Origin of the sequence: Polaribacter sp. Hel_I_88, assembly GCF_000687935.1 — a bacterium.
In the GTDB taxonomy this organism is placed as follows: Bacteria; Bacteroidota; Bacteroidia; order Flavobacteriales; family Flavobacteriaceae; genus Polaribacter.
Map to the genome: position 1 here is coordinate 1,077,058 of NZ_JHZZ01000001.1, position 24,186 is coordinate 1,101,243.

General features: G+C 29.6%; 22 protein-coding genes. 10 read left to right on the forward strand and 12 right to left on the reverse strand.

Going from position 1 to position 24,186, the window contains the following annotated elements:
* Positions 1-37: 37 nt before the first annotated feature.
* Positions 38-1,291, reverse strand: coding sequence for an aspartate kinase (locus P161_RS0104760; protein ID WP_026775907.1), 1,254 nt, complete (start codon positions 1,289-1,291; stop codon positions 38-40).
* 122 nt (positions 1,292-1,413) lie between these two features.
* Positions 1,414-1,890: a GNAT family N-acetyltransferase gene (locus tag P161_RS0104765; protein ID WP_026775908.1), complete on the reverse strand. Its 477-nt coding sequence runs from the start codon at positions 1,888-1,890 to the stop codon at positions 1,414-1,416.
* A 184-nt stretch (positions 1,891-2,074) separates the two neighbouring features.
* Here P161_RS0104765 and fbp point away from each other — a divergent pair, with 184 nt between their 5' ends.
* Together fbp and P161_RS0104775 are read left to right on the forward strand one after the other, a co-directional pair.
* The gene (gene fbp, locus P161_RS0104770) at positions 2,075-3,085 is read left to right on the forward strand and encodes a class 1 fructose-bisphosphatase (protein ID WP_026775909.1); all 1,011 of its coding nucleotides are present in this window, start codon (positions 2,075-2,077) and stop codon (positions 3,083-3,085) included.
* A 224-nt stretch (positions 3,086-3,309) separates the two neighbouring features.
* Complete coding sequence (locus tag P161_RS0104775; RefSeq protein WP_026775910.1) at positions 3,310-3,918, forward strand: superoxide dismutase; 609 nt, start codon at positions 3,310-3,312, stop codon at positions 3,916-3,918.
* 118 nt (positions 3,919-4,036) lie between these two features.
* Here the strand turns inward: P161_RS0104775 and P161_RS18990 are convergent, their stop codons facing one another.
* The 6 genes from P161_RS18990 to P161_RS0104805 form a co-directional block, all read right to left on the reverse strand.
* Positions 4,037-7,408 (reverse strand): T9SS type A sorting domain-containing protein, encoded by a 3,372-nt coding sequence (locus P161_RS18990; RefSeq protein ID WP_051605666.1) that lies wholly within the window; start codon positions 7,406-7,408, stop codon positions 4,037-4,039.
* A gap of 78 nt (positions 7,409-7,486) precedes the next feature.
* Positions 7,487-8,026, reverse strand: a complete 540-nt coding sequence (locus tag P161_RS0104785; protein ID WP_026775911.1) for a hypothetical protein — start codon at positions 8,024-8,026, stop codon at positions 7,487-7,489.
* A gap of 200 nt (positions 8,027-8,226) precedes the next feature.
* Positions 8,227-8,883, reverse strand: coding sequence for a response regulator transcription factor (locus tag P161_RS0104790; RefSeq protein WP_026775912.1), 657 nt, complete (start codon positions 8,881-8,883; stop codon positions 8,227-8,229).
* On the reverse strand, positions 8,883-10,808 hold the full coding sequence (locus P161_RS0104795; RefSeq protein WP_026775913.1) for an ATP-binding protein: 1,926 nt from the start codon (positions 10,806-10,808) through the stop codon (positions 8,883-8,885). Before P161_RS0104795 ends, P161_RS0104790 begins: the two co-directional genes overlap by 1 nt.
* A gap of 148 nt (positions 10,809-10,956) precedes the next feature.
* Entirely contained in the window at positions 10,957-12,855 is a 1,899-nt protein-coding gene (locus P161_RS0104800; protein WP_026775914.1) for a hypothetical protein, read from the reverse strand.
* A 65-nt stretch (positions 12,856-12,920) separates the two neighbouring features.
* On the reverse strand, positions 12,921-13,847 hold the full coding sequence (locus P161_RS0104805; RefSeq protein WP_026775915.1) for a PfkB family carbohydrate kinase: 927 nt from the start codon (positions 13,845-13,847) through the stop codon (positions 12,921-12,923).
* Between the two features lie 181 nt (positions 13,848-14,028).
* Between P161_RS0104805 and P161_RS0104810 the strand changes: the two genes are divergently transcribed.
* The 6 genes from P161_RS0104810 (at position 14,029) to P161_RS0104835 (ending at position 18,585) form a co-directional block, all read left to right on the forward strand.
* Positions 14,029-14,454 carry a SufE family protein gene (locus tag P161_RS0104810; RefSeq protein ID WP_026775916.1) on the forward strand — a complete coding sequence of 142 codons (426 nt, stop codon included), beginning with the start codon at positions 14,029-14,031 and terminating at the stop codon, positions 14,452-14,454.
* 1 nt (position 14,455) lies between these two features.
* On the forward strand, positions 14,456-14,776 hold the full coding sequence (locus tag P161_RS0104815) for a DUF59 domain-containing protein (protein ID WP_026775917.1): 321 nt from the start codon (positions 14,456-14,458) through the stop codon (positions 14,774-14,776).
* Between the two features lie 92 nt (positions 14,777-14,868).
* A complete protein-coding gene (locus tag P161_RS0104820) occupies positions 14,869-15,378 on the forward strand; it encodes a DUF2480 family protein (RefSeq protein WP_026775918.1) in 510 nt (169 codons plus the stop codon).
* A gap of 88 nt (positions 15,379-15,466) precedes the next feature.
* Positions 15,467-16,288, forward strand: a complete 822-nt coding sequence (locus tag P161_RS0104825; RefSeq protein ID WP_155810420.1) for a DUF3078 domain-containing protein — start codon at positions 15,467-15,469, stop codon at positions 16,286-16,288.
* Positions 16,289-16,356: 68 nt separating this feature from the next.
* A complete protein-coding gene (locus tag P161_RS0104830; RefSeq protein WP_026775920.1) occupies positions 16,357-17,301 on the forward strand; it encodes a DUF3078 domain-containing protein in 945 nt (314 codons plus the stop codon).
* Between the two features lie 168 nt (positions 17,302-17,469).
* Positions 17,470-18,585, forward strand: a complete 1,116-nt coding sequence (locus P161_RS0104835; RefSeq protein WP_026775921.1) for a CNNM domain-containing protein — start codon at positions 17,470-17,472, stop codon at positions 18,583-18,585.
* Between the two features lie 144 nt (positions 18,586-18,729).
* Here P161_RS0104835 and hflX read toward each other — a convergent pair whose 3' ends face one another.
* From hflX to P161_RS0104850, 3 genes are all read right to left on the reverse strand, one after another.
* Positions 18,730-19,947: a GTPase HflX gene (gene hflX, locus P161_RS0104840; RefSeq protein WP_026775922.1), complete on the reverse strand. Its 1,218-nt coding sequence runs from the start codon at positions 19,945-19,947 to the stop codon at positions 18,730-18,732.
* Positions 19,948-20,035: 88 nt separating this feature from the next.
* Positions 20,036-20,791, reverse strand: a complete 756-nt coding sequence (locus tag P161_RS0104845; protein ID WP_026775923.1) for a carbonic anhydrase family protein — start codon at positions 20,789-20,791, stop codon at positions 20,036-20,038.
* A 41-nt stretch (positions 20,792-20,832) separates the two neighbouring features.
* A complete protein-coding gene (locus tag P161_RS0104850; RefSeq protein WP_026775924.1) occupies positions 20,833-21,525 on the reverse strand; it encodes a DUF2490 domain-containing protein in 693 nt (230 codons plus the stop codon).
* Positions 21,526-21,844: 319 nt separating this feature from the next.
* Between P161_RS0104850 and P161_RS0104855 the strand changes: the two genes are divergently transcribed.
* The gene (locus P161_RS0104855; protein ID WP_026775925.1) at positions 21,845-22,822 is read left to right on the forward strand and encodes an endonuclease; all 978 of its coding nucleotides are present in this window, start codon (positions 21,845-21,847) and stop codon (positions 22,820-22,822) included.
* Here the strand turns inward: P161_RS0104855 and P161_RS0104860 are convergent, their stop codons facing one another.
* Positions 22,823-23,065 (reverse strand): hypothetical protein, encoded by a 243-nt coding sequence (locus P161_RS0104860; RefSeq protein ID WP_026775926.1) that lies wholly within the window; start codon positions 23,063-23,065, stop codon positions 22,823-22,825.
* A 133-nt stretch (positions 23,066-23,198) separates the two neighbouring features.
* On the opposite strand from P161_RS0104860, the gene glpQ reads away from it, so the two are divergent.
* A complete protein-coding gene (gene glpQ / locus P161_RS0104865) occupies positions 23,199-24,182 on the forward strand; it encodes a glycerophosphodiester phosphodiesterase (protein ID WP_026775927.1) in 984 nt (327 codons plus the stop codon).
* Positions 24,183-24,186: the final 4 nt, after the last annotated feature.

Consider the following 24,186-nt stretch of genomic DNA (forward strand, 5'->3'; position numbering starts at 1 on the left):
TGGCTAAAATAGTAAAAAAAACGAAATTGAAATGTATTTAATTTGATTGTACCACAATTTGAGAAGTCTCCTTATTCACCTGCGTTAGCAAAGATTCTCCTCTTTCTTCAATCAATTCTATAGCTTTTTCATCAAAATGACGAACTGTATATAAATCAACTCCTGTTTGTACATCAATTTTAAATTGCTTTTTTAATTCGTTATAAAAAGCATCAAAATTGCCAAACTTATCATCAATACAAACCGAAAAACTAATAGCAGAATTCTGAATTAAATTCACTTTTAATTGATAATCATGTAGTTTTTGAAAAATGTAACTGATATTATTTTCTACCATAAAAGAAAAATCCAAAGCAGCAATAGATACTAAAATCTGATCTTTTTTAACAATAAAAGTAGGAATGTATGGCAATAATCTTGTGCCTTTAGAAACTTTTGTACCTGTTTCTTTTGGATTGATAAAAGAACGCACCAACAAAGGAATATCTTTACGTTCTAAGGGTTGTAACGTTTTTGGGTGAATTACAGAAGCTCCATAAAAAGCCATTTCAATTGCTTCTTCGTAAGAAATTTGTTCTAAAAGAGTTGTATCAGAAAAAACTCTTGGATCTGCGTTTAAAACACCAGGAACATCTTTCCAAATGGTTACACTTTCTGCATTTAAGCAATATGCGAAAATTCCTGCTGTATAATCTGAACCTTCTCTACCTAAAGTTGTAGTATTTTCAGTATCATTTGCAGCAATAAAACCTTGGGTAATATTTACTTTTGATGCATCAACTTTTTTGGTAATTAGTTCTTCTGTTAGCTCCCAATCTACTTTTGCATCTCTATAATTACTATCAGTTTTAATATAGTTTCTAACATCAAACCAAACATTTTCTTGCCCTATTTTTTCCAAATAAGCACTAACAATTTTGGTTGATAAAAGCTCGCCAAAACAAATAATTTGATCATACACATAGTTAAATCTTTGTGATGTATTTCTCGATAAAAACCAACCCAATTCTCCAAAAAGAATATCAATATCTTTATAAACTTCATCTCCTTTATCAAAAAGGGAATTCATAATATTTTTATGATACTCTTCAATAAAGTTTAGTTTATTTGGCAAATCTGCTTCTTTATTATAGTAAGCATCCACAACTTCTTCAAAAGCATTCGTCATTTTTCCCATCGCAGAAATAACCACTAAAGTATCTTTAGCACCTTCTGTTTTAATGATTGATGCTACCTTTTTTACACCTTCTGCATCTTTAACAGACGCTCCACCAAATTTAAAAATCTTCATTTTTCTCTTTTTATCCTGCAAGATCTCAAATACCTTGTAGGTATAATTTATTATTTAAATTCTATACTACTAATTGGAATATAAAATACCTACAAGGTTTTAAAAACCTTGCAGGAAACTTGTTAATCTTGAATAAATTTCGCTAAACTTTCTTTGTTCATTTGCACTACAGACCAATCATTTAAATATGTTGCACCTGTACTTTTGTAAAAATCGATGGCGTTTTTGTTCCAATCAATCACTTCCCACGCAACTCTATTAAAATCGTTGTCAAAAGCATATTTTAATACAGCTGTGTATAATGCTTTTCCTGCACCAATTTTTTGTCGGCTTTTTGTGACTATTAAATCTTCTAAATGAATGGTTTTACCTTTCCAAGTTGAATAACGTTCATAAAAAAGTGCAATTCCAATAATTGCATTTTCTTCTTCTGCCACAAAAATGTTGAATTTTGGATTATCAGAAAAACCATCTTTTATCAAATCGTTTACAGTAATTTCTACAGCATCTGGTTCTTTCTCAAAAACAGCCAATTCTGTAATTAAGTTATGTACAGATTGCATGTCTTCTGCAACTCCTTTTCTGATTGTAAAACTCATCTTTTATAATTTTAGTCAAAGATAGTTCATTTTAAAATCGATAAAAATTAATAGTATTTTTTGACAGATAATTTTATTTTGTTGAAATTTTTATCATTTTGAAACTGAATAAAGGATAGCAAAGGATGGCATACTAGCAAAATATTTAGCATATTTGTAGCAGAAACTACTATACACAAATAATATGGCAAAAAAGAATCAAACTTTAGGAGAATTTATCATCGAAAATCAAAATGATTTCAAGTATTCTTCTGGAGAATTATCTCGATTATTAAACTCAATAAGATTGGCTGGTAAGGTTGTAAACCACGAAGTAAACAAGGCTGGTTTAGTTGATATTACTGGTGCTGCAGGAGATACTAATATTCAAGGAGAAGACCAACAAAAGTTAGATGTGTATGCAAATGATGTGTTTATTGAAACCATAAGAAACAGAAATATTGTTTGCGGAATTGCCAGTGAAGAAGAAGACGATTTTATTATTATAAACAGTCAAGATAAAAATCACCAAAACAAATATGTGGTTTTAATTGACCCTTTAGATGGTTCCTCTAATATTGATGTAAATGTTTCTGTAGGAACAATCTTTTCTGTTTTTAGAAGAGTTACTGAAGTTGGAACACCTGTAGAAATGAAAGATTTTTTACAATCAGGAGACAAACAAGTTGCTGCTGGCTACATTGTTTATGGCACCTCTACAATGTTGGTGTATACCACAGGAAATGGTGTAAATGGTTTTACCTTAAACCCTGCTTTAGGGAGTTGGTATTTATCACACCCAAATATGAAATATCCTGAAGACGGAAATATTTATTCTGTGAATGAAGGAAATTACTTAGATTTCCCTGCTGGAATTAAAATGTACATAAAATACTGCCAAGCAGAAGAAGGTAATAGACCTTATACAAGCAGATATATTGGCTCTTTAGTTTCCGATTTTCATAGAAATATGATTAAAGGTGGTATTTACATGTATCCAAAAGGTTCTAAAAATCCGAAGGGAAAATTACGTTTATTGTATGAATGTAGCCCAATGGCTTTTTTGGCGGAACAAGCAGGTGGTTTAGCTACAGATGGCACTAAAAGAATTATGGAAATTGAACCAACAGAATTGCACGAACGTGTGCCTTTTGTTTGTGGAAGTAAAAATATGGTAAAAAAAGTATCTGAATTTATGAAAACATTTGGGGAGTAAAAAAACCAAAAAATAAAGAATTTATTTTAAATATTTAATAAAATTCCAATAATTAAGAAATCCTTTGGATTACTTGTTAATGGAATTTTGTGTTTCATGTATTGATGAAATAAATCCTCTCTATAACTGAATAAGTTAACATATTCTTAAAGACTTGTTTTAACATGCTTAAATTGTTAAATTTGTTGGACAAAAATTAATTTAATCAATAAAAATAAAAAATTATGGCTTTTGAATTACCAGAATTAGGATATGCTTACGATGCATTAGAACCAAATATTGATGCAAGAACTATGGAAATACACCATACAAAACATCATAATGGATATACAACAAAATTAAACGCAGCAATTGAAGGAACAGATTTAGAAGGAAAATCTATTGAAGACATTCTTACTAATTTAGATATGAGTAATAGTGCTGTTAGAAATAATGGTGGTGGTTTTTACAATCACTCATTATTTTGGTCTGTAATGAATCCTGAAGGAAAAGGATATTTATCTGGTGAATTAAAAGATGCTATCGAAGCTGCTTTTGGCTCTAAAGAATCTTTTATGGATGCTTTTTCTAAAGCTGCAGCAACACAATTTGGTTCAGGTTGGGCTTGGTTGTGTGTACACCCAGGAGGAAAAGTAGAAGTTTGTTCTACACCAAATCAAGACAATCCGTTAATGCCTGGCGTTTCTTGTGGAGGAACTCCTATTTTAGGATTAGACGTTTGGGAACATGCATATTACTTAAATTACCAAAACAGAAGACCAGATTATATTGATGCTTTCTTTAAAGTTATTAACTGGAATGAAGTTGAAAAAAGATACGCTGAAGCTAAATAAAGGCGCAATATTTTTTATTATCTCACTCTTGTAAATAATGTAGGGATTTAATAAATTCATAAAATAGAAAAGCATCCAATTTTTAAGTTGGATGTTTTTTTTATGATATTAATTTTGATTAATTACTCAATTCTACAAAACCTGTATTATCTGAAGCAAAATAACTTGTTGCCACAGAAACACTAAAACTAATTCTCTTTGTTGCAGTTATCGGACTTACAAAATTATCTGATAATTCAATTTCTGATGCATAAAAAGTAGCAACATCATTTTCGATAGTTATTACCAAATCTCCTGCTGGATCATCACCAACAAAAGGCGTGTACCATTTTTCTGTACCTAAAACTGCATTATTAAAGTAAAATTGAGTTGTATTTAAATCAAAATCGCCATAATGTGTTAAAGTTTTTGAGGCTGTAGGAATTTCTTTAAAATAAATTAAAACACCATTTCCAAAACTAGTAGTTGCTGTTGGCATATTTTCGAAAGCTTGAATAGAATATACTGTACCAGATTGTAAATCGCCTTTTACAAATGTAAAATACTTTAAAGCCACTTCTTTGTCTGCACTGGAAACAGTATTTTTAGCAATATTTACTATTGGATTATCCATCATTTCTTCTTCAGAATTATTTTCTGTACAAGAAAAAATGGTAATAAATAATAAAGACGCAATAATAATTTTTAGCTTTTTCATAATTTTAGTTTTTAATGATTTTTTAGTGAATGTATTTGAATTTGTTTTTATTTGAATCACATAGATACCTTTTAAGAGTTCAGCAATATCTATACTTTTAATTTCTTCTAATTTTGATGGTACTTTCACAACTTCTTTTCCCAATAAATTATATATTTTTACTTCATTTATTTCTTGATCATCCACCTTTATATTTAAAATTGATGAAGTTGGATTTGGATAGATTGTTACTTTAGATAGTAGATTTGATTGATTGTTAGTAACAGATAAAGCATTTTCTTGCAGCATAAAAAGTTCATTTCCTAAAGTTCCATCATCTGCAGAAAAAAGTAACGTATCATTAAAAACAAAAAAATTCTGTGGATTACTACCACTATTATATTGCTCTATTGATGGATTTATTTCTTGAAATAGTACTGTACCTTCTTCTGTGCCATCTGTAACCCAAAGTTCGTTAGCACTATTGAATTCTCCACCTCCAAAAAGTACTTTATCTCCAAAACTAACTAACTCTGTTAGAGATGCATTTCTACTACCAGTTCTTATATCTTTTACTAAAGTTGTTCCAGAATTTGTGCCATCAGATACCCAAAGTTCAGTTCCATTTATACCATCATCAGCAATAAAAAAAATATTGTTTTTGTGTGCTGTTAATTTAGATGGAAAACTTCCACTACTTCCATTTCTAATATCTTTTACTAGATTTGTAGTGTTACCATTTGTAACCCAAAGTTCTCCTCCATCAGAAAAACCTGCTGTAAAAAATAGTTTATCACCAGCAACCGTTAAATTAGATGGATCTATATTTGAAACTACAGTTGCAGTTGTGCCATCTGACTTTATAAGATCATCTTTAGCACTATAGTATAAAAAATCATTAAAAATTGTGTACAATCTTGGATTGCTACTACCAGAAAAATTGTAATGATGATGAATTTTTGTACCAGCTTCTGTGCCATCAGATTCCCAAACTTCAAAATCATTATCTCCTGTATGTGCTGTAAAATATACTTTGTTTTTGTAAGTAATTAGTTGTCCATCTCTGTAACTGTTTCCATCTCCAGGGTTCATATCTTTTATTAATACTGTTCCTGTCTCTGTACCATCAGATTTCCAAAGTTCAAAACCAGTAGTTCCATCACTTGCAAAAAAGAAAACTTCATTTTCTACTACTGTTAAATTACCAAAATTTAAACCAGCATTAAAACCAGCATTAATATCTTTAACCAAAACTGTACCTGATGCTGTGCCATCAGTCTTCCATAATTCTGTACCTGTATTTTGAGTAGTTGCTTTAAAATAAACAATACCATTTACCTCTACAAAATTTGATGGATTTGAATAATAAATACCTTCATTAATATCTTTTAAAAGAACAGTATTTGTGCCATCAAAAACCCAAAGCTCTGCTCCTTGAAAACCATTATCCGCAGAAAAAAGAACCTTATCGTTAAATTCAAATAGATTTTTTACAAAAGAACCTCTATTACCAGTTGTATTAATATCTTTTAACATAAAAGTACCTGTTTCTGTACCATCAGAAATGTATAATTCAGTTCCTAAATAGTTACCATCTTTACCTGTGAAAATTAATTTATCTCCAAAAGCAATCATATCTTCCAAATTATTATCATCATTTACAGGTAAAATATCTTTTACCAAAACTGTACCTGCAACTGTACCATCAGTTTTCCAAAGTTCGTAACCCAACTCATTATATCCTTGAAAATAAATAACATCTCCTACTTTTTGGTAGGTGTTGTTATGAAAAAATTCAAAAATATCAATTTCGTTTTTTATGGTATTATTAGTTGTTCCATCAGAAGTCCAAAATGAATTTTTTCTATTAAAAGCAATTATTTGATTATTGATTACTTGTATTGCAATTATTGATTCCTCCAAATCTTTTACTAAAAAAGTAGTTGCATCTGTACCCTCTGAAACCCATAGCTCTGTATTGTTTGTAAAGTAGATTTTTTGGTTAAAAACAGTTAGACCTATATTATTAAATGAAGTACTAGATGAACCAGAAGTTACATCTGAAACTAGTTGCGTTTCTTCTGGAGTACCATCTGTTTTCCAGAGTTCAAAACCGTTTGTACCATTACTAGCAATAAAATATATTTGATCATTTAATACTTTAAAAAAATTGGGGAATGAACTTTTGTTTGAACCTGCATAAATATCTTTAACCATTTTTGTGCCAGCTTGTGTGCCATCTGTAACCCACAATTCAGTTCCTTGAAACGAATTTGCTCTTGCACCATAAAAAATTTGATTATTTAAAATAGCAAAATTTTCACCAGATGGACTTATAGAACTAATTTGTGTTGTACCAGCTTCTGTTCCATCTGTTTTCCAAAGAGCATTTTGTGCAGATAAAATTATTTCATTATTTATTTCTGCATATATTGAACCAACAGTAGAAAAATCTTTAATTTTTTCTGTACCAGCATCTGTGCCATCCGTTCTAAATAAATATTGCTGACCATCTTCAATAGCAAAAAAGTACAAAAAATCTGTTGTTGCTAACGCTTTAAAGGATTTAATACCAGTTTCTAAACCTGTATAAATATCTTTTACTAAGATAGTACCTGTTTCTGTGCCATCTGTTTTCCAAAGTTCAGTTCCGTGAATTCCATCATCCGCAGAAAAATAAATTTCGTTTTTAAAAAAGATTTTTTCTCCTGGATTGCTAGAAGAATTTCCTAAATTAATATCTTGAACCAAGTTTGCTTGTGCAAAAGAGTTTACAATAAAAAAAAGAAAGAATAAGTGTATTAGTTTTTTCATAATATATAATTTTAACATGGTGAAAATTAATTTAGTTCAGGAGCTTTTTACAGCTCCAGAACCAAATTAAGAGCTTGTTTATATTTCTCCATTTTTTTGTGCTGCATCAATTAAAATCGCAATTTTCCCACCTTTTCCTTTGGCAATTGCGTGCACAATTTGTTTGCCTGTTTCATCATCAGTAAAAACTTTAAAACTTTTTATAGTGTAGGTTTTTCCTGAAAAATCGGTAGCTAAAGCGTTCTCTTCTATGTATTTTTCTGATACAACCTTATTTTGTAAATTAGATACTGATGTTTTTAACAAATCGTTACCGGCAACACTTTTAGTAGTATTTATGGCATTTTTTATGCCTTGAGTACTTTTTACATTTAGGTTTGCGACATCATTTACATTCTTAACAGTTTTCATTATATTACCTACAGAAAAACTATTTTTAAATTTATATACATAAGCAAAACTATTATCTTTAGAAGCAGATGCTAGTGTAATTTTATCTCCTTTTTTAAAGATTGTTCCGTTTTCTGATGTGTAAGGATCTTTTGAGTTTTTTCCTTTAATTTGCGCTAAAACTAACATTGGTGCTAATAATAGCAAGATGATTACATTTGTTTTCATAATTTGATTTGTTTAAATTAAAAACAGCATCCATTTCTCAATTGTTAATTCATTCTAAAAAAAGAATGCGAGATGGATACTGTTCCGTAAAATTTTTTAACTTTTTAGAATACAATGAATTAACACTCCAAAAGTAGTTTAGAAAAGAAAGGAAGTAAATAGAGGGTTTTACGTATTTGAGTAAGGTGTTTCCCTTATTTTTAGGTTGTTAAACCATTTTGAAACGCAAAACGGATTAAAGAAGCCACATTATGTACATCAATTTTACGCATAATATTAGTTCTATGCGTATCTACAGTTCTTGGACTTATAAACAGCTTTTCGCCAATTTGAGTATTTGTTAAACCAATAGAAATGTATTTTATAACTTCTAATTCTCTTGAAGTTAAATCATTTAAAAGAGGAGATTTTTCTTTATTTTTTTCAATAGATTTTGCTTTGCTTTTATTGAATAATAAGGCTTTAGTAACATCGGAATTAAAATATTCTTTACCTTCAAAAATTGTTTTTATACCTTGTATTAAATCCTCTTTAGGAATCGTTTTAATCATATACCCTTTTACACCAATTTCTACCAACTCTTTTATTATTGAAGCCTCTTGATGCATAGAAAGCATTGCAATTTTTGTGTTCGGATGTTTTGCAATAATCTGTTTTGCTGTTTCAATACCATTTAAAATTGGCATATCAATATCTAACAAAACAACGTCTACAGGGATGTTTTTAAGAAAGTTTAATGCTTCTTGTCCATTTTCTAAAACTGATAATACGCTTATTTCTTCATCGAAACTTATGGCATTTTTAATACCTGCAGCCATCATAGGATGGTCATCAACAATAAGAATTTGGATAGTCATTATTTTTTAATTTTTACTGTAATCAAAGTACCTTTTTCTGGACTTTTATCAAAACTAGCTTCTCCATTTATCATTTCTAAACGGCTTTTTATATTATCAAAACCAATTCCTTTTTTTGATTTTTGTAGATTGATCCCAATACCATCGTCTTCTACAATAAAAATAATATGATCTGCTGAATTTATCAATTGAACACTTACCGAAGTTGCTTTACTATGCTTAATAATATTATTTACCAATTCTTGGGTAATTCTGTATAACGTAATCTCAATTTTTTCAGGTAGACGCTCCTTGACATTAAAATGCTCAAAAGTATACTCGATATTTACATGCGCTAAACTTCCTTTAAGTAAATCATCAATGGCAGAAACTAAGCCTAATTCGCTTAATGCTCTTGGCATCATTTGGTGCGATATGTTTCTTAAATCTTCACTAGACTCTTCTAATGTACTTAAAACGGCTTTAGACGATTCATTATCCGATATTTTGAGTTTTGAAAATAAATCTCTTGATTTTAATATTGCACTGCCAATTTGCTGCACAACACCATCATGCAATTCTCTGGCAATTCTTGTTCTCTCTTTTTCTTCAGCAAATAAAATAGATTGTAAGTTTTTCTCTTTTTGGTTTGCAATTGCTAGCTGATGTTTCCGTTTATTTCGTTGAAAAATAGCAAGGCTTAAAAAGATTAAAATCGCTAAACTTCCAATTAAAACAAACGTCCAAGTTCTAGTTTTTGAAAGTTGTAATTCTGTTTCTGCTTTTTCTGTTCTGGTTTGTAAAAGTTCTTTTTCTTTCTTTTCTGTTTGATATTTGGTTTCTAACTCTTCCATTTTTTTTTGATTAGTATCTTCCATATACTTATCATTAATGCTATCGCTTTGAGACTTAAAAAAAAACATTTTTTCAAAATCTTTTTTACTAGCACTTATATATCCTAAATAATTATTAGCTATAAATAACTTCCTATTATCATTAACTTTTTCAAAATGTGCTTTTGCATCATAAAAAAGTTTTTCTGCCTTAGTAAAACTTAATTGTTTAAAATAGTTTTTAGCAAGGTTATATTTTAAATTAGCACTTTGTGTTTCAGAATTATATTTTTTTGAATAAATTAATGCTTCTTCTAGCGTTTCTATTCCTTTATTTGTTTTTCCATTATTAAGGTAGACTGAACCTAAATTGGTAAGAGAATTTGAAATTATTTCATTATTATTTGTTTTTTTTGCATACTCTACAGATTTTAAATTGCTTTCAATACATTTTTGAATATCATTTTTATAATTATATATTATTGCTAAATTCGAGTAAAGTGTAGTTGTAAAATTATCAAAATTTACACTTTTTGAATATTCTAATGCTTCTAAATAATATTCTAAAGCCTTATCATAGTTATATTTTAATTGGTATAAAGCTCCAATATTTGCTTTAAGCATATTAGCTTGCCTTTTATTACCCTTTTTATCTATAACATCAACTGCTTCTATAGCATATATCATTGCAGAATCTAATTTCTTATATTTCCCATAATAAGAAACTAAATTTGCTTTAGTTAATGCAATACCAAGTGTATCATTTAAATTTTGTCTTATTTTAAGAGCCTTAAAAAAATAATCTTTACTTTTTATTGCATCTCCTTTTCTAAAGTAAGCACCACCCGAGCTTACATACATTTCAGCTAAATTTTCAAAATCATTTATCTTTTTAGCTAAATTAAGACCCAAATCACTATATTTTAAAGCGGAATCTATTGAAATTCGAGAATAATTCTTAGTTAAAGTAAATAGTATTTCAATTTTTACATTTTCATCTTTTGTATTTTTTAGTTCAATTTTAAGGCTATCAATTTCATTTTGTAAACTTTGTGAAAAGACAAATGGAGTAAATGAAAACAAAAACACAATTACAATTACAATTTTTTTCATAGCTTGTTTGGTTGGTTAACTTCACAAATATGAAAAAAATAATTTAAAATTCAAACATAATCCACTAAAAACTAGAGAGTAACAAAAACAAAAAAGCATCCCAAATATTTTAGAATGCTTTTTTAATTTTTTGTGAATTTATTTTATCCTAATATGCCCTTTTATCATTCCCTTCATAAAAGTTAATAAAAGCTTGGTTCACTACTCTCATTCCTCCTGGAGTTGGGTAATTTCCTGTAAAGTACCAATCACCTAAATTATCTGGACATGCTTTGTGCAAACCCTCTATAGATTGATAAATAACCTCAACCTCTGCTTTTATATCTTCTGTTTTTAGCATTTCTGCAATTTTAACAGATATTTCTTCAGGTTTAAAAGCACTATAAATTTCTTTAACGTGATTTACAATTTCTTCGTCTTTTTTAGATTTTTGTGCAATACACTTCTTGTACACATCCTCTACAATATGGTATTTATCATGGTCTTTTAACAACTCTAAAGCAGCTTTAAACGCTATAAAAGCATCAATTCTTGCCATATCAATTCCATAACAATCTGGATAACGAATTTGTGGAGCTGAAGAAACTACCACAATTTTCTTCGGGCTTAAACGATCTAATATTTTGATGATACTCTTTTTAAGCGTTGTTCCACGCACAATACTATCATCAATAATTACCAAGTTATCTGTTGGTTTTACAACACCGTACGTAATATCGTAGACATGTTCTACCAAATCGTCTCTTGAACTATCATCCGCAATAAACGTTCTTAATTTTGCATCTTTTATGGCAATTTTCTCAAAACGAGGTCTTTCAGATAATATTTCTGTAACTTTTTTTGCAGATAATTTTGCTCCTCCAGCTAAAATTTTTGTAGTTTTTTGTTGATTTAATAAATCTTCTGCAGCTTCTGTCATTCCATAAAAAGACGTTTCTGCTGTATTTGGAATATAAGAAAAAACAGTGTTAGATATATCAGAATCAATCGATTTTAAGATTTTTGGAAATACGTATTTTCCTAAATTTTTACGTTCTTCGTAAATGCTTGCATCACTTCCTCTAGAAAAATAAATACGCTCGAAAGAGCAGGCTTTATTTTCTCTTGGTTCCATAACTTTTTTAATAGAAACATTTCCACTTTTTTTAATGATTAAAGCATGTCCTCTTTCTAATTCTTGGACTTTATCAATGGTAACGTTAAAAACAGTTTGTATAACTGGTCTTTCTGATGCAACTACTACAACCTCATCATCTTCATAAAAATATGTGGGTCTTATTCCATTAGGATCTCTTAACACAAAAGCATCTCCATGACCCACTAAACCAGCCATTGCATATCCTCCATCCCAATTTTTAGAAGATCTTTTTAAAACTTTTTTTAGACTTAAATTTTCTTCAATATATGGTGATGCGTCTTTTTTACTAAACCCTTTTTTCTTTGCTTTTTGATATAATTTAGCCACTTCATCTTCTAAAAAATGTCCAATTTTTTCCATGACAGTTACAGTATCTGTAGCTTCTTTTGGATGTTGCCCTAACTCAATTAACTCCTCTAACATTTGATTAGAATTGGTCATATTAAAATTACCTGCAACAATTAAATTTTGATGTTTCCAATTGCTTTGACGCAAAAATGGATGTACACTTTCTATTGAATTTTTACCAAAAGTTCCATAACGTACATGTCCTAAAAATAAATTACCCACATAAGGCATGTTTTCTTCTTGCCAATTTACGTCGTCTTTTTTATCAGGATTTTGTTCTAAAACACCATTTAAACGTCCGTTAATTTGTGCAAAAATATCTTGAATTGGTTGCGATTGATTAGATCTAATTCTACTAATATATCTAGTTCCAGGTGCAACATTAAATTTTACGCTTGCAAAACCTGCTCCATCTTGCCCACGATTGTGTTGCTTTTCCATTAATAAATACATTTTATTAATGCCGTAAAAAGCAGAACCATATTTGTCTTTATAAAACTGTAATGGCTTTTTTAATCTAACCAATGCTATGCCACATTCGTGTTTAATTGCGTCGCTCATTTTAAGTATACTTTTATTATATTTTTTAATAAAAAAAATCCGCGTTTTTAAGCGCGGATTTTCATTTATGAGATTTCTATATCAAATTGGGTTAGTTCTTTAAACGATTGTAGGCGTTTATCAACTTCCTCTTTTGTTAATTCTTGCATCCTTTCCGTTCCAAATTTCTCCACACAAAAAGACGCTAGATTAGAACCATAGATAATAGCATTTTTCATATTTTCAAAAGAAATATCTTCTGTTTTTGCTAAATAACCACAAAAACCACCTGCAAAGGTATCTCCTGCTCCTGTTGGATCAAAAACTTCTGCTAAAGGTAAAGCTGGTGCAAAAAACATATTACCATCATTAAATAATAAAGCTCCATGTTCTCCTTTTTTAATCACCACATATTTAGGACCCATTGTATGGATTTTCTTTGCAGCGTTTACCAAAGAATATTCCCCTGAAAGTTGGCGAGCTTCTTCATCATTAATCGTAATAACGTCTACACGTTTTAGAACAGTATGTAAATCATCTAAAGCAATGTCCATCCAAAAATTCATAGTATCTAAAACTACCAATTTTGGTCTTTCTGTCATTTGATCTAAAACTGATGCTTGTGTTAAAGGATGTAAATTACCCAACATTACAATGCTAGCATCTTTAAAACCATTTGGCACAACAGGTGTAAAAGTTTCTAATACATTTAATTCTGTAATTAAAGTATCTCTAGAATTCATATCATTATGATATTTTCCACTCCAAAAAAAAGTTTTTCCTTCTTTTACAATTTCAACTCCATCTGTATTAATCCCTTTTTGGTTCATCATCTTTAAATAAGAATCAGGAAAATCGCCACCAACAACAGAAACAACTCCTGTTTCTATACCAAACTGACTGGCTGCTAAACCAACAAAAGTTCCTGAACCTCCAAGAATTTTATCGGTTTTACCAAAAGGCGTCTCAATTGCATCAAATGCTACAGTACCTACTGCTAATAATTTACTCATAATGTTTCTATAATTTTCTAAAAAACAAAAAAATTAATATGTTAAATCCTCTTTAAAAACGAAATAATAACAATAATATTCTGTTTACTTTAATACTTTACAAGCACTTTTTAATGCTTTTTATCGTATTTTTGCCTTTTTAAAAAGGTGTTTTACAATACCGCAAAAATAAGTTTTAAAAATGACTATCAAAGAAATACAAGAAGAAATTATTGATGAGTTTTCTATGTTTGATGATTGGATGGATCGTTATGAATACATTATAGAACTTGGCAAATCTTTACCAATAATTAATGAGGAGTATAAGTTAGATGAAAATTTAATTAAAGGATGCCAATCTAAAGTTTGGTTATTTTCTGAATTAGAAAACGATACTGTAAAATATACAGCAGATAGTGATGCTATTTTAACAAAAGGCATTGCAGCTTTATTATTAAGAGTTTATTCTGGCCAAAAACCCAAAGATATCTTAACTGCTGAAACTAAATTTATTGATGAAATTGGTTTAAAAGAACATTTATCGCCAACAAGAGCAAATGGATTGGTTTCTATGGTAAAACAAATAAAAATGTACGCAATTGCGCAACAAACAAAATTAGCAAACTAACATGACAGATAAAGAATTAGAAGAAATTGGCGATAAAATTATAAGAGTTTTAAAAACTATTTATGATCCAGAAATTCCTGTAGATATTTACGAACTTGGGTTAATTTATGATGTTTTTGTGTCTGATGAAAACAATGCAAAAATATTAATGACGTTAACATCACCTAACTGTCCAGTTGCAGAAAGTTTGCCTGTAGATATTGAAGAGAAGGTAAAATCTTTAAAAGAAATTAATGCTTGCGAAGTAGAAATTACTTTCGACCCAACTTGGACTTCAGAGATGATGAGTGAAGAAGCAAAATTGGAGCTTGGTATGTTGTAGGCCCCTGTTTCCCCAAAGGGGAGCAAAATGTTATAAATATTATGGAAAATAATGCTAAAATAAACTCGCTAAACTCTCCTCCTTTGGAGGAGTTGGAAGAGGCTATCATAAACAGAGTTGCTAACAGCAAACTTAAGACCTTTGACCTAGAAGAAATTTATCCTGAAGGAGAAAGAATTTTATTTGATATTAAAGACTGGCTTTTTCAAGAATTAATTTTAAAAGAAAGAGATTTTAGGGTTTTTGTAAAAAACCATAATTGGTCTCAATATAAAAGGTGTTTTGTAGCCATTTCCTGTTCTGTAGATGCTATTATTCCTTCTTGGGCATTTATGTTAATTGCTTCTGAGTTAACTCCTTTTGCCAACAAAGTTGTTATTGGAGATTTAGAGTTGTTAGAAACCGTTATTTATCAAGAATTACTAAGTTTTGTAGATTTTAAAGAATTTGCAGATAAACCTGTAATTATAAAAGGTTGTGCAGATAAACCGATTCCAAATGCTGCTTACGCATTTTTAATTGCAAAATTACAACCTACAGCCAAATCTATAATGTTTGGCGAGGCTTGCTCTACAGTACCCTTATATAAATCGAAAAACTAATTTTATTTTTTTATCAAATATCATTATTTTTGTTAGCTTTAAATTACGCGTGAAACAGTTTATTTTCCTTTTTTTCATTACAATATCTATGAGTTCTTTTGCTCAAAAGAAGAAAGAAGAGGCTCCAGTGCCTAAATGGAAAATTGATGGAAAATTTGCTTTTATTTTTAATCAATCTTCTTTTTCTAATTGGGCTTCTGGTGGAGAAAATACAATTGCTGGTAATTTTAATGTGAACTACGATTTTAACTACAAAAAAAACAACATTAACTGGGATGCTAGAATAATATCTAGTTATGGTTTAAGTCATATCGCAGATAAAGGCAATAGAAAAACCGATGATCGTTTTGAGTTTAATTCTTTGGTAGGTTTTAAAACTTCACCAAGTTGGTTTTTATCTATTTTAACAAATTTTAGAACACAATATACAAAGGGATTTAATTACAAACCAGACCCTAAAGTACTAGTTTCAGACTTTTTATCACCTGCATATTTAACATTTGGACCAGGATTACTTTGGAAAAAATCTGATGAATCAACAGTAAATATTGCACCTGCAACAGCAAGATATACTTTTGTTGATGATTTTTTCTCAGGGAAATTTGGTGTAGAAGAAGGTAAAAATACTGCTTTCAGTTTAGGTTTTAACTTATCTGGCTATTATAAGTTTAGTTTAATGGAAAATATTGAGATGGAAAATATATTAAACTTATACACAGATTATTTGGCAAATGTGGGTAATGTAGATGTAGATTACCAAACTAACATTCGTTTTAAAGTAAATAAATCTATAAAAATGTTGATGACTTTTCATACAATTATGGATGATAATGCATCTAGCAAAGTTCAATTTAGACAATTATTTGGTTTAGGACTTAATTATAAATTTCACGAAAAAGTGACTTATTAATATTTTTATTGTCTAGTATAAGAGGCACCTTTGCATCTTTAAATTTTTAATGAAAAATCAAACTAAAAATGAAAAAAATATCAATTTTATTACTTTTAATAACAATTAATTTTGCTACAAACGCACAAACTGCAGAAGAATTAAAGAAAGAACAAGCTCCTAAAAAAGCAGAAATTGCTAAATTACAAGGAGAAGTAAAAGCTTTACAGGCAAAAATTGATGCTCTTCCTGGTTGGAGAACTGGTGCTTTTGGAACTATTGGAGCAAGTTTATCTGGTTTTAACAATTGGTATGCTAGAAAAGCACCAGATGCTTCTGCTGGTAATATTGGAATTACAATAAACGGTTTTGCAAATTTAATTGAAAAAGATTTTTTCTGGAGAAACTCTGGAAATATTAATCTTGGTTGGGTAAAATTAGACGACAAAACAGTTACTGGAGATGAGGATTTTGAAACTGCAACAGATGTTTTTACAATTACCTCATTGTATGGTAAACGCTTAAATAAAAAATGGGCTGTTTCTGGTTTAGCAGAATATAGAACCACTTTAATTGATAATTTTAACAATCCTGGTTATTTAGATTTAGGTGCTGGTTTAACGTGGACACCAACAAGCCATTTAGTAGTTGTGATGCATCCAGGAAACTATAACTTTGTTTTTAGTGATGGAGATACTGCTTTTGATTCTTCTTTAGGTGCAAAAGTTGTAGCAGACTACACAAATAAATACGGAGGTTTGAGTATAAAATCTAACTTATCATTGTTTCAAAGCTATGAAAATGGAGATTTATCTAACTGGACCCTAACAAACTCTTTTGGATATACAATTTGGAAAGGAATTGGATTAGGTTTTGAAGTTGGTTTAAGAAACAACAAACAAGAGGCTTTAAATAATGCCTTGAAAAATTTTGATGCTAGCACAGTTTTTCCTGCTCCACCAACTCCAACTTTCGATAATATTGATAACAAATTACAAACCTATTGGTTATTTGGTTTGAGTTATGCTCTTTAAGATTTAAAAAAATAATATTTATAAAACCTCAAGAAATTCTTGAGGTTTTACTTTTTAGTGGAAACTCTAATTTAAAGAATCTAAATAGTTAAACTAATCTTTTTTTTTTGTGGGATCTCAAATTTAATAGTTTATATTTAATTACTTTTGTAGCTTAAATTTTTGTTAATGACACTTTTAATTATATACGCAACTGTTTCTATATTTTTCTCTTTCTTATGCTCTATTTTAGAAGCTGTACTATTAAGCATTACTCCTACATTTATCAATTTAAAAAAGAGTGAAGGAGAAGCGTATGCTACTGAATTAGAAATCTTAAAAAAAGATGTTGATAAGCCACTTATTGCCATTTTAACCATTAACACAATTGCGCATACTGTGGGTGCAATTTTAGTTGGTGTACAAGCAAAAGTTGCGTATGCAGATATGTATGGAACTGTAGAGCAAACCATTTTAGGGTTCGTAATTACAGAAGATTTGATGGTTGGAATCGTTTCTACAGTTATGACGATTTTAATTTTGGTAGCTTCAGAAATAATACCGAAAACAATTGGCGCTACGTATTGGAAGCAACTTGCAAACTTTACATCAAAGGCATTAAACATCATGATTTTTCCATTAAAATGGACTGGTATCCTTTGGATTTTACAATTAACTACAAAATTAATTGGTGGTAAAGGTCATGGCAGTATTTTAAGTAGAGAAGGTTTTTTGGTGATGACAGAAATGGCCGAAAAAGATGGTGTTTTTCAAAAAAATGAAAGTAAAGTAATCAGAAATTTATTAGGCTTTAAAAATATTAAAGTAAATGATGTAATGACACCAAGAACAGTTTTAGAAACTGCTGATGAAAGCCAAACTATAGAATCTTTTTACAACGAACATAAAAACTTACCTTATTCTAGAATTCCTGTTTTTGCCGAAAATCCTGATGAAATTACTGGTTATTTTCTGAAAGATAATTTATTAGAAGCCTTAATTAATGGCAAAGGAAATCAAACGCTAGCCTCCATAAGAAGAGCCATAATTGTTACAGATAGGGAACTTTCTATACCAGATTTGTTTGATAGATTAATCAAAGAAAAAGAACACATTGCTTTGGTAGTTGATGAGTATGGTTCTGTTTCTGGTATTGTTTCTCAAGAAGATGTTATAGAAACACTTTTAGGTTTAGAAATTATGGACGAAAGTGATTCTGTAGCAGATTTACAAGAACACGCAAAAAAATCTTGGAAAAATCGTGCTAAAAAAATGGGAATTATTGGTGGTAAAAAAGAAGAGTAATTTTTATCTTTAAATCTATAAATAATTATAATATACCTACAAGATTTCAAAAACCTTGTAGGTATATTATAATCTAAAATCCTATTAATTTTATCAACTTAAAAACACTTACAAGGTCAAAAAAAGACCTTGCAGGAGATATTGTTATTTATAATCTTCCTCTTTATATTCATAATATAAAAAATCGTTGTAAGGAAAACGTTGAATATGGATTTTCTTAACTTCTTCGTAAGTTTTTTCTTTAAAATCCTCTAAATTTTCTTTGTTTAAAGCAGATATAAAAATCGATTCCACATCATAATCATTCATCCAAGTTTTTTTCCAATCTTGTAATGTGTAATGTTCTTTCCCTTTTTCAGTAACTAAATCATCTTCATCAATCGTTTCGTGCTCATAAGCATCAATCTTATTAAAAACCATTACTGTTGGTTTATCTCCACATTTAATATCATTTAAAACTGTGTTTACAGATGCTATATGATCTTCAAAATTTGGGTGAGAAATATCTACAACATGCAACAACAAATCTGCTTCTCGAACTTCATCTAAAGTAGATTTAAAAGATTCTACCAATTGTGTTGGTAATTTTCTAATAAACCCAACAGTATCCGTCATTAAAAAAGGAATGTTTTTAATCACTACTTTACGCACTGTAGTATCTAACGTTGCAAAAAGTTTGTCTTCAGCAAAAACATCACTTTTACTAATTACATTCATCAAGGTAGATTTCCCAACGTTTGTGTACCCAACCAAAGCAACTCTTACCATTTGCCCACGGTTTTTACGCTGTGTGGACATTTGTTTATCAATCTTAGCTAATTTGTTTTTAAGTAAAACAATTCTATCGTTGATAATTCGTCTATCCGTTTCTATTTCTGTTTCTCCAGGTCCACGCATTCCAATTCCCCCTTTTTGTTTATCAAGGTGCGTCCAAAGACGTGTTAAACGTGGTAATAAATATTGATGTTGAGCTAATTCTACTTGTGTTCTTGCAGAACTTGATTGCGCTCTTTGTGCAAAAATATCGAGTATTAAATTGGTTCTATCTAAAATTTTACAGTCTAAAATCTTTTCGATATTTCTTAATTGCGCAGGCGATAATTCGTCATCAAAAATTGCGGTTCCAATATTGTGCGAGTCTATATATGCTTTTACATCTTCTAGCTTTCCAGTTCCTAAGAATGTTTTAGGATTTGGTTTGTCCATTTTTTGCACAAAACGTTCTACAACAACTCCTCCAGCAGTTGCTGTTAAAAACTCTAATTCGTCTAAATATTCAGTAGATTTTGTTTCGTCTTGTTTTTGTGTAATTACACCAATTAAAACAGTTTTCTCTGATGTTGCTTCTTTTTGTTCTATCATAGAATACAAAGATAAAAAGAAAGTTGGCACCAAAAACAAATTTGATGCCAACTAAATTAATCAACCAAAACTAATTTAATGAAAACTCTTATATAAAATCTACTTTACCAGTTTCCATATTGTAAACTGCTGCCACGATTTTAATTTTTCCTTCTTTTTCTAAACTTGCCATTTTAGGTGATGCAATTCTAATATCCTCTACAGTTTTAGTAGCATTATTATAAATTACGTTATTCAGAAATTCTGTATTTTTTGATGAAACTTCGCCATTTTTTGCTGTCATTGTAACAGATGGTTGAATTTCATTTAAAAGATTTTGCAACGCATTCATATCCATAGAAGCAGCATCTGTTTTATCAATAGCATGTTTTACAGCTCCACAAGCTGAATGCCCCATCACAATTACCAATTTAGAGCCTGCAACTGCTGTTGCAAATTCCATTGAACCAACTATATCTGCATTTTCTATGTTGCCTGCAACTCTGGCTACAAAAATATCGCCAATTCCTAAATCAAAAACATCTTCTACTGGCACTCTACTATCTACGCAAGAAAGTACAATTGCTTTTGGATATTGCCCAATCATAGCTTCTCTTCTTTGTGATGAATGATCTCTTTGCGTTAAATTATTACTCACAAAGTTTTCGTTTCCTTTTTTAAGTCTTCCAATAATTTCATCTGGACTCATGTCTGCCTGTTCTTCTGCAGTTAAAATACTTTTTATGGCAGTTTGTTGCACCACTACTTCTTTAACTTCTGGTGTTGTTTCTTTTTTGTCTGTAATACAAGATGTTACTAACATTGTAATAACTAATACTGCTGCATATTTGCTGATATTTTTCATAAGAAAATAATTTAATTTATTAATTTTTTGTTTTTTGATATTTAAAAATTGTGGTGCATACTAAATTGTAATTGTCCTTTACTCCATGCGTTTGTGGTTTGGTTCATCCAACCTACTTGGAATCTTATTTTAGGATTTAAAACATAACCTAAACCTAAATAATTTCTGTTTCTATCAAATAATTCTACATTTCTGTTATCTCCTATATTTCTTTCGCCATTCATAAAAAGTTCGTTATAAAAAGCGCCGTACAAAGTTTTAGGTGTTGCTAAACTTTTACTATTAAAAGGCACATTTATAAACAAATTATATCTGTAACGTGTTCTAAAATCTTGTGCTTCCACAAAACGTTGTTCAAATCTAAAACGATGTGTTATAAAAAAACGACTCCCTACTTTTTGAGTCAGTAATGCTTCTTGATAAATTCTATTTTCGTTTGATGTTTCATTTGAATCGCCAAACTGACCTGTTGTAATATTTGCAACCCCTAGTGTAAACATAATGCCAGATTCTTTTGGTGTAAAAGTTAAACCCGATCTTAACAACAATTGCTCTGTGTCTCCTAAAAATTGCCAATCTCTGTATTGAAAATCTCCTTGAATACCAAATTGAGAATTCTTAAACTGATGATTATAAAAATACATATACCAAGCTCCAGTTTGGTTCTCATCTACTTGAGCATTTAAACTTGAAATAGATACAAAAGCAACAATACAAAACACTAAATATTTCATTCTATTTATATTTGCAACAAATATAAAAGTAATACTATTACAAAAGAAAGTAAAACTAATTATTTAACATAAAATTATCAATTTATAACTCTTTATGTAAAACAAAAAAATCCTCAACTTGCATTGAGAATTTTCTTAATTAATTCAAATTATTTAATCTTACTAGTTCTTTTTCATACAATGTTATTTAATTCATAAGTTATTTTTTCAAATTTATGCATATATGGTTTATAAGAAGTTACTTAAAGGTTATCGAAACAAAAAGTTTAAGTTATGTAATTACATTCCTATTTAACTACTTTTACAAAAAACACAACACATGTTCCCTTCTTTAAAATCATCAAAACAAAAAGATAGTATTACTACCATTGCTTTTTACAATGTTGAAAATCTATTTGATATTTTTGATAACCCAACAACTGCAGATGATGATTTTACACCAAAAGGAAAACTAAAATGGACTTTAAAACGCTACAAAGTAAAAATCAGAAAATTAGGTTCTGTAATTTCTCAATTAGGTTTACATAGATCTTCAAAGACACCTGCAATTGTTGGTTTGGTAGAAGTTGAAAACGCAAGTGTCGTTGCTGATTTGGCACATTCATCGTATTTAAAAAAACATCATTATGGGTATGTGCATCATGATTCTCCAGACGAACGTGGAATTGATGTTGCACTTTTATATAGCAAAGTAGCTTTTGAATTATTTGATTCCTCTACCTATCCTGTGTTTTTAGAAGATGAAAATGCCGAAAGAGATTTTACTAGAGATATTTTAAAAGTTAGTGGAAAATTACATGGAGAATTGGTGCATATTATAGTTAATCATTGGCCTTCTAGAAGAGAAGGAACTGAAATAAGCGAACCTAAAAGAATTACTACTGCAAACACTGTTAGAGCAATTATAGATTCAATAAATCAAAAAGAGATGAACCCAAAAATTATTTTAATGGGCGATTTTAATGATGATCCATCAAGTAAAAGTGTAAAAGATTTTTTGGTAAAAGACGACTTTTTTAATCCGATGGAAAGTTTACAAAATCCCAAAAAAATAGGAACATCAACCTATAATAAAAAATGGAATTTCTTTGACCAAATTATGCTTTCTAAAAACTTTTTAGATAAAAATAATCAGGAATTATATTTTAAACACGCAGAAGTTTTTAATAAAAAATGGTTGCGTGTTTTTAAAGGAAAATTAAAAGGAAGTCCTTTTAGAACCTATATTGGACCTTGGTATAAAGGAGGTTTTTCAGACCATTTTCCTGTGTATGTTTTTTTAAAGAAAGGTAATTAACTACTTCTTTTTGCCTTGTTGATTAAAAGCTTGTCTTAGCTTTTCATCATTTAAAATATATTTTTGGTATTTTCCATCTCTGTATCTGTAATAAATAAAGAAAGGCATAAATAAAAACGAAAAGTAAAACACGCCTAAACCCATTACAACCTTTGCTTTTTCATGATCTTGGTTTAATAAATAAATACCAACAATCATCCAAACTAAAAAAACAACAAACATTATTTTTAACGCTAATTTCATGCTACAAATTTACAAAAGTTATATCTTTAAAAAATATAAATGATTAATTATGTCTTCTCGAGCGCAGTCGAGAGGTTATGTATTTTACTAATAATAGGTTTCGACTGCGTTCCACCTGACAGATAAATTTAAAATGAAATCAATTTCTGTATTTTTGATATGTTTGCTCCTATTTTCTTGCAATCAACCCACAAAAAAAACAACTATGCATAAAAAAATAGTAATTGCTCATAGAGGAGCTTCTGCCTATTTGCCTGAACATACTATTGAAGCAAAAGCGATGGCACATGCCATGAATGTAGATTTTATTGAGCAAGATTTGGTGTTGAGTAAAGATGATGTGCCCATTGTCATTCATGATATTTATTTAGATGATGTTACTGATGTTGCCACAAAATTCCCAAACAAAAAAAGAGAAGACAATCGTTTTTATGTCATCGATTTTACGTTTGACGAATTAAAAACACTCCAAGTTTCAGAACGTTTTAATCCAGCAACTGGCAAACAATTTTATCCAAATCGATTTCCAAAAGGAAAAGGAAATTTTAAACTGCATTCGCTACAAGAAGAAATTGAATTGATTCAAGGTTTAAATGCATCAACCAAAAAAAACATCGGAATTTATCCTGAAATTAAAGCGCCAGAATTTCATCAACAAGAAGGAAAAAACCTCACAGAAATTGTTTTAAAAGTACTTGCAGATTATGGTTATAAAACAAAAAAAGACAATTGTATTTTACAGTGTTTTGATGCCAAAGAATTAGAGAGAATTAGAAAAGAGTTAAAATCGGATTTGTTTTTAGTGCAACTAATGGAGTTTCCAGAAGAGGCAAATCAACTAAAGCATTTTGCAAGTTATGCAGATGGAATTGGCCCTTGGTACAAACAAATTTTAAGTGATAAAGTTGATGGGAAGTTCACTTTTACTTCTTTAGTTGCTGATGCACATCAATTGGGTTTAAAAGTGCATCCTTATACATTTAGAGCAGATCAATTAGCTGAGTTTTCAACGTTCGAAGAAATGATGCAAACCCTTTTAATCGATGCCAATGTAGATGGTGCTTTTACGGATTTCCCTGATGTAATGGTTGATTTTATCAATAATAAACAACCTTAAATTA

Excerpts from the sequence above, each read along its gene's own strand:
- P161_RS0104760 (WP_026775907.1), bottom strand. The coding sequence starts at position 1,291 with ATGAAGATTTTTAAATTTGGTGGAGCGTCTGTTAAAGATGCAGAAGGT.
- P161_RS0104765 (WP_026775908.1), bottom strand. The coding sequence starts at position 1,890 with ATGAGTTTTACAATCAGAAAAGGAGTTGCAGAAGACATGCAATCTGTA.
- fbp (WP_026775909.1), top strand. The coding sequence starts at position 2,075 with ATGGCAAAAAAGAATCAAACTTTAGGAGAATTTATCATCGAAAATCAA.
- P161_RS0104775 (WP_026775910.1), top strand. The coding sequence starts at position 3,310 with ATGGCTTTTGAATTACCAGAATTAGGATATGCTTACGATGCATTAGAA.
- P161_RS18990 (WP_051605666.1), bottom strand. The coding sequence starts at position 7,408 with ATGAAAAAACTAATACACTTATTCTTTCTTTTTTTTATTGTAAACTCT.
- P161_RS0104785 (WP_026775911.1), bottom strand. The coding sequence starts at position 8,026 with ATGAAAACAAATGTAATCATCTTGCTATTATTAGCACCAATGTTAGTT.
- P161_RS0104790 (WP_026775912.1), bottom strand. The coding sequence starts at position 8,883 with ATGACTATCCAAATTCTTATTGTTGATGACCATCCTATGATGGCTGCA.
- P161_RS0104795 (WP_026775913.1), bottom strand. The coding sequence starts at position 10,808 with ATGAAAAAAATTGTAATTGTAATTGTGTTTTTGTTTTCATTTACTCCA.
- P161_RS0104800 (WP_026775914.1), bottom strand. The coding sequence starts at position 12,855 with ATGAGCGACGCAATTAAACACGAATGTGGCATAGCATTGGTTAGATTA.
- P161_RS0104805 (WP_026775915.1), bottom strand. The coding sequence starts at position 13,847 with ATGAGTAAATTATTAGCAGTAGGTACTGTAGCATTTGATGCAATTGAG.
- P161_RS0104810 (WP_026775916.1), top strand. The coding sequence starts at position 14,029 with ATGACTATCAAAGAAATACAAGAAGAAATTATTGATGAGTTTTCTATG.
- P161_RS0104815 (WP_026775917.1), top strand. The coding sequence starts at position 14,456 with ATGACAGATAAAGAATTAGAAGAAATTGGCGATAAAATTATAAGAGTT.
- P161_RS0104825 (WP_155810420.1), top strand. The coding sequence starts at position 15,467 with ATGAGTTCTTTTGCTCAAAAGAAGAAAGAAGAGGCTCCAGTGCCTAAA.
- P161_RS0104830 (WP_026775920.1), top strand. The coding sequence starts at position 16,357 with ATGAAAAAAATATCAATTTTATTACTTTTAATAACAATTAATTTTGCT.
- P161_RS0104835 (WP_026775921.1), top strand. The coding sequence starts at position 17,470 with ATGACACTTTTAATTATATACGCAACTGTTTCTATATTTTTCTCTTTC.
- hflX (WP_026775922.1), bottom strand. The coding sequence starts at position 19,947 with ATGATAGAACAAAAAGAAGCAACATCAGAGAAAACTGTTTTAATTGGT.
- P161_RS0104845 (WP_026775923.1), bottom strand. The coding sequence starts at position 20,791 with ATGAAAAATATCAGCAAATATGCAGCAGTATTAGTTATTACAATGTTA.
- P161_RS0104850 (WP_026775924.1), bottom strand. The coding sequence starts at position 21,525 with ATGAAATATTTAGTGTTTTGTATTGTTGCTTTTGTATCTATTTCAAGT.
- P161_RS0104855 (WP_026775925.1), top strand. The coding sequence starts at position 21,845 with ATGTTCCCTTCTTTAAAATCATCAAAACAAAAAGATAGTATTACTACC.
- P161_RS0104860 (WP_026775926.1), bottom strand. The coding sequence starts at position 23,065 with ATGAAATTAGCGTTAAAAATAATGTTTGTTGTTTTTTTAGTTTGGATG.
- glpQ (WP_026775927.1), top strand. The coding sequence starts at position 23,199 with ATGAAATCAATTTCTGTATTTTTGATATGTTTGCTCCTATTTTCTTGC.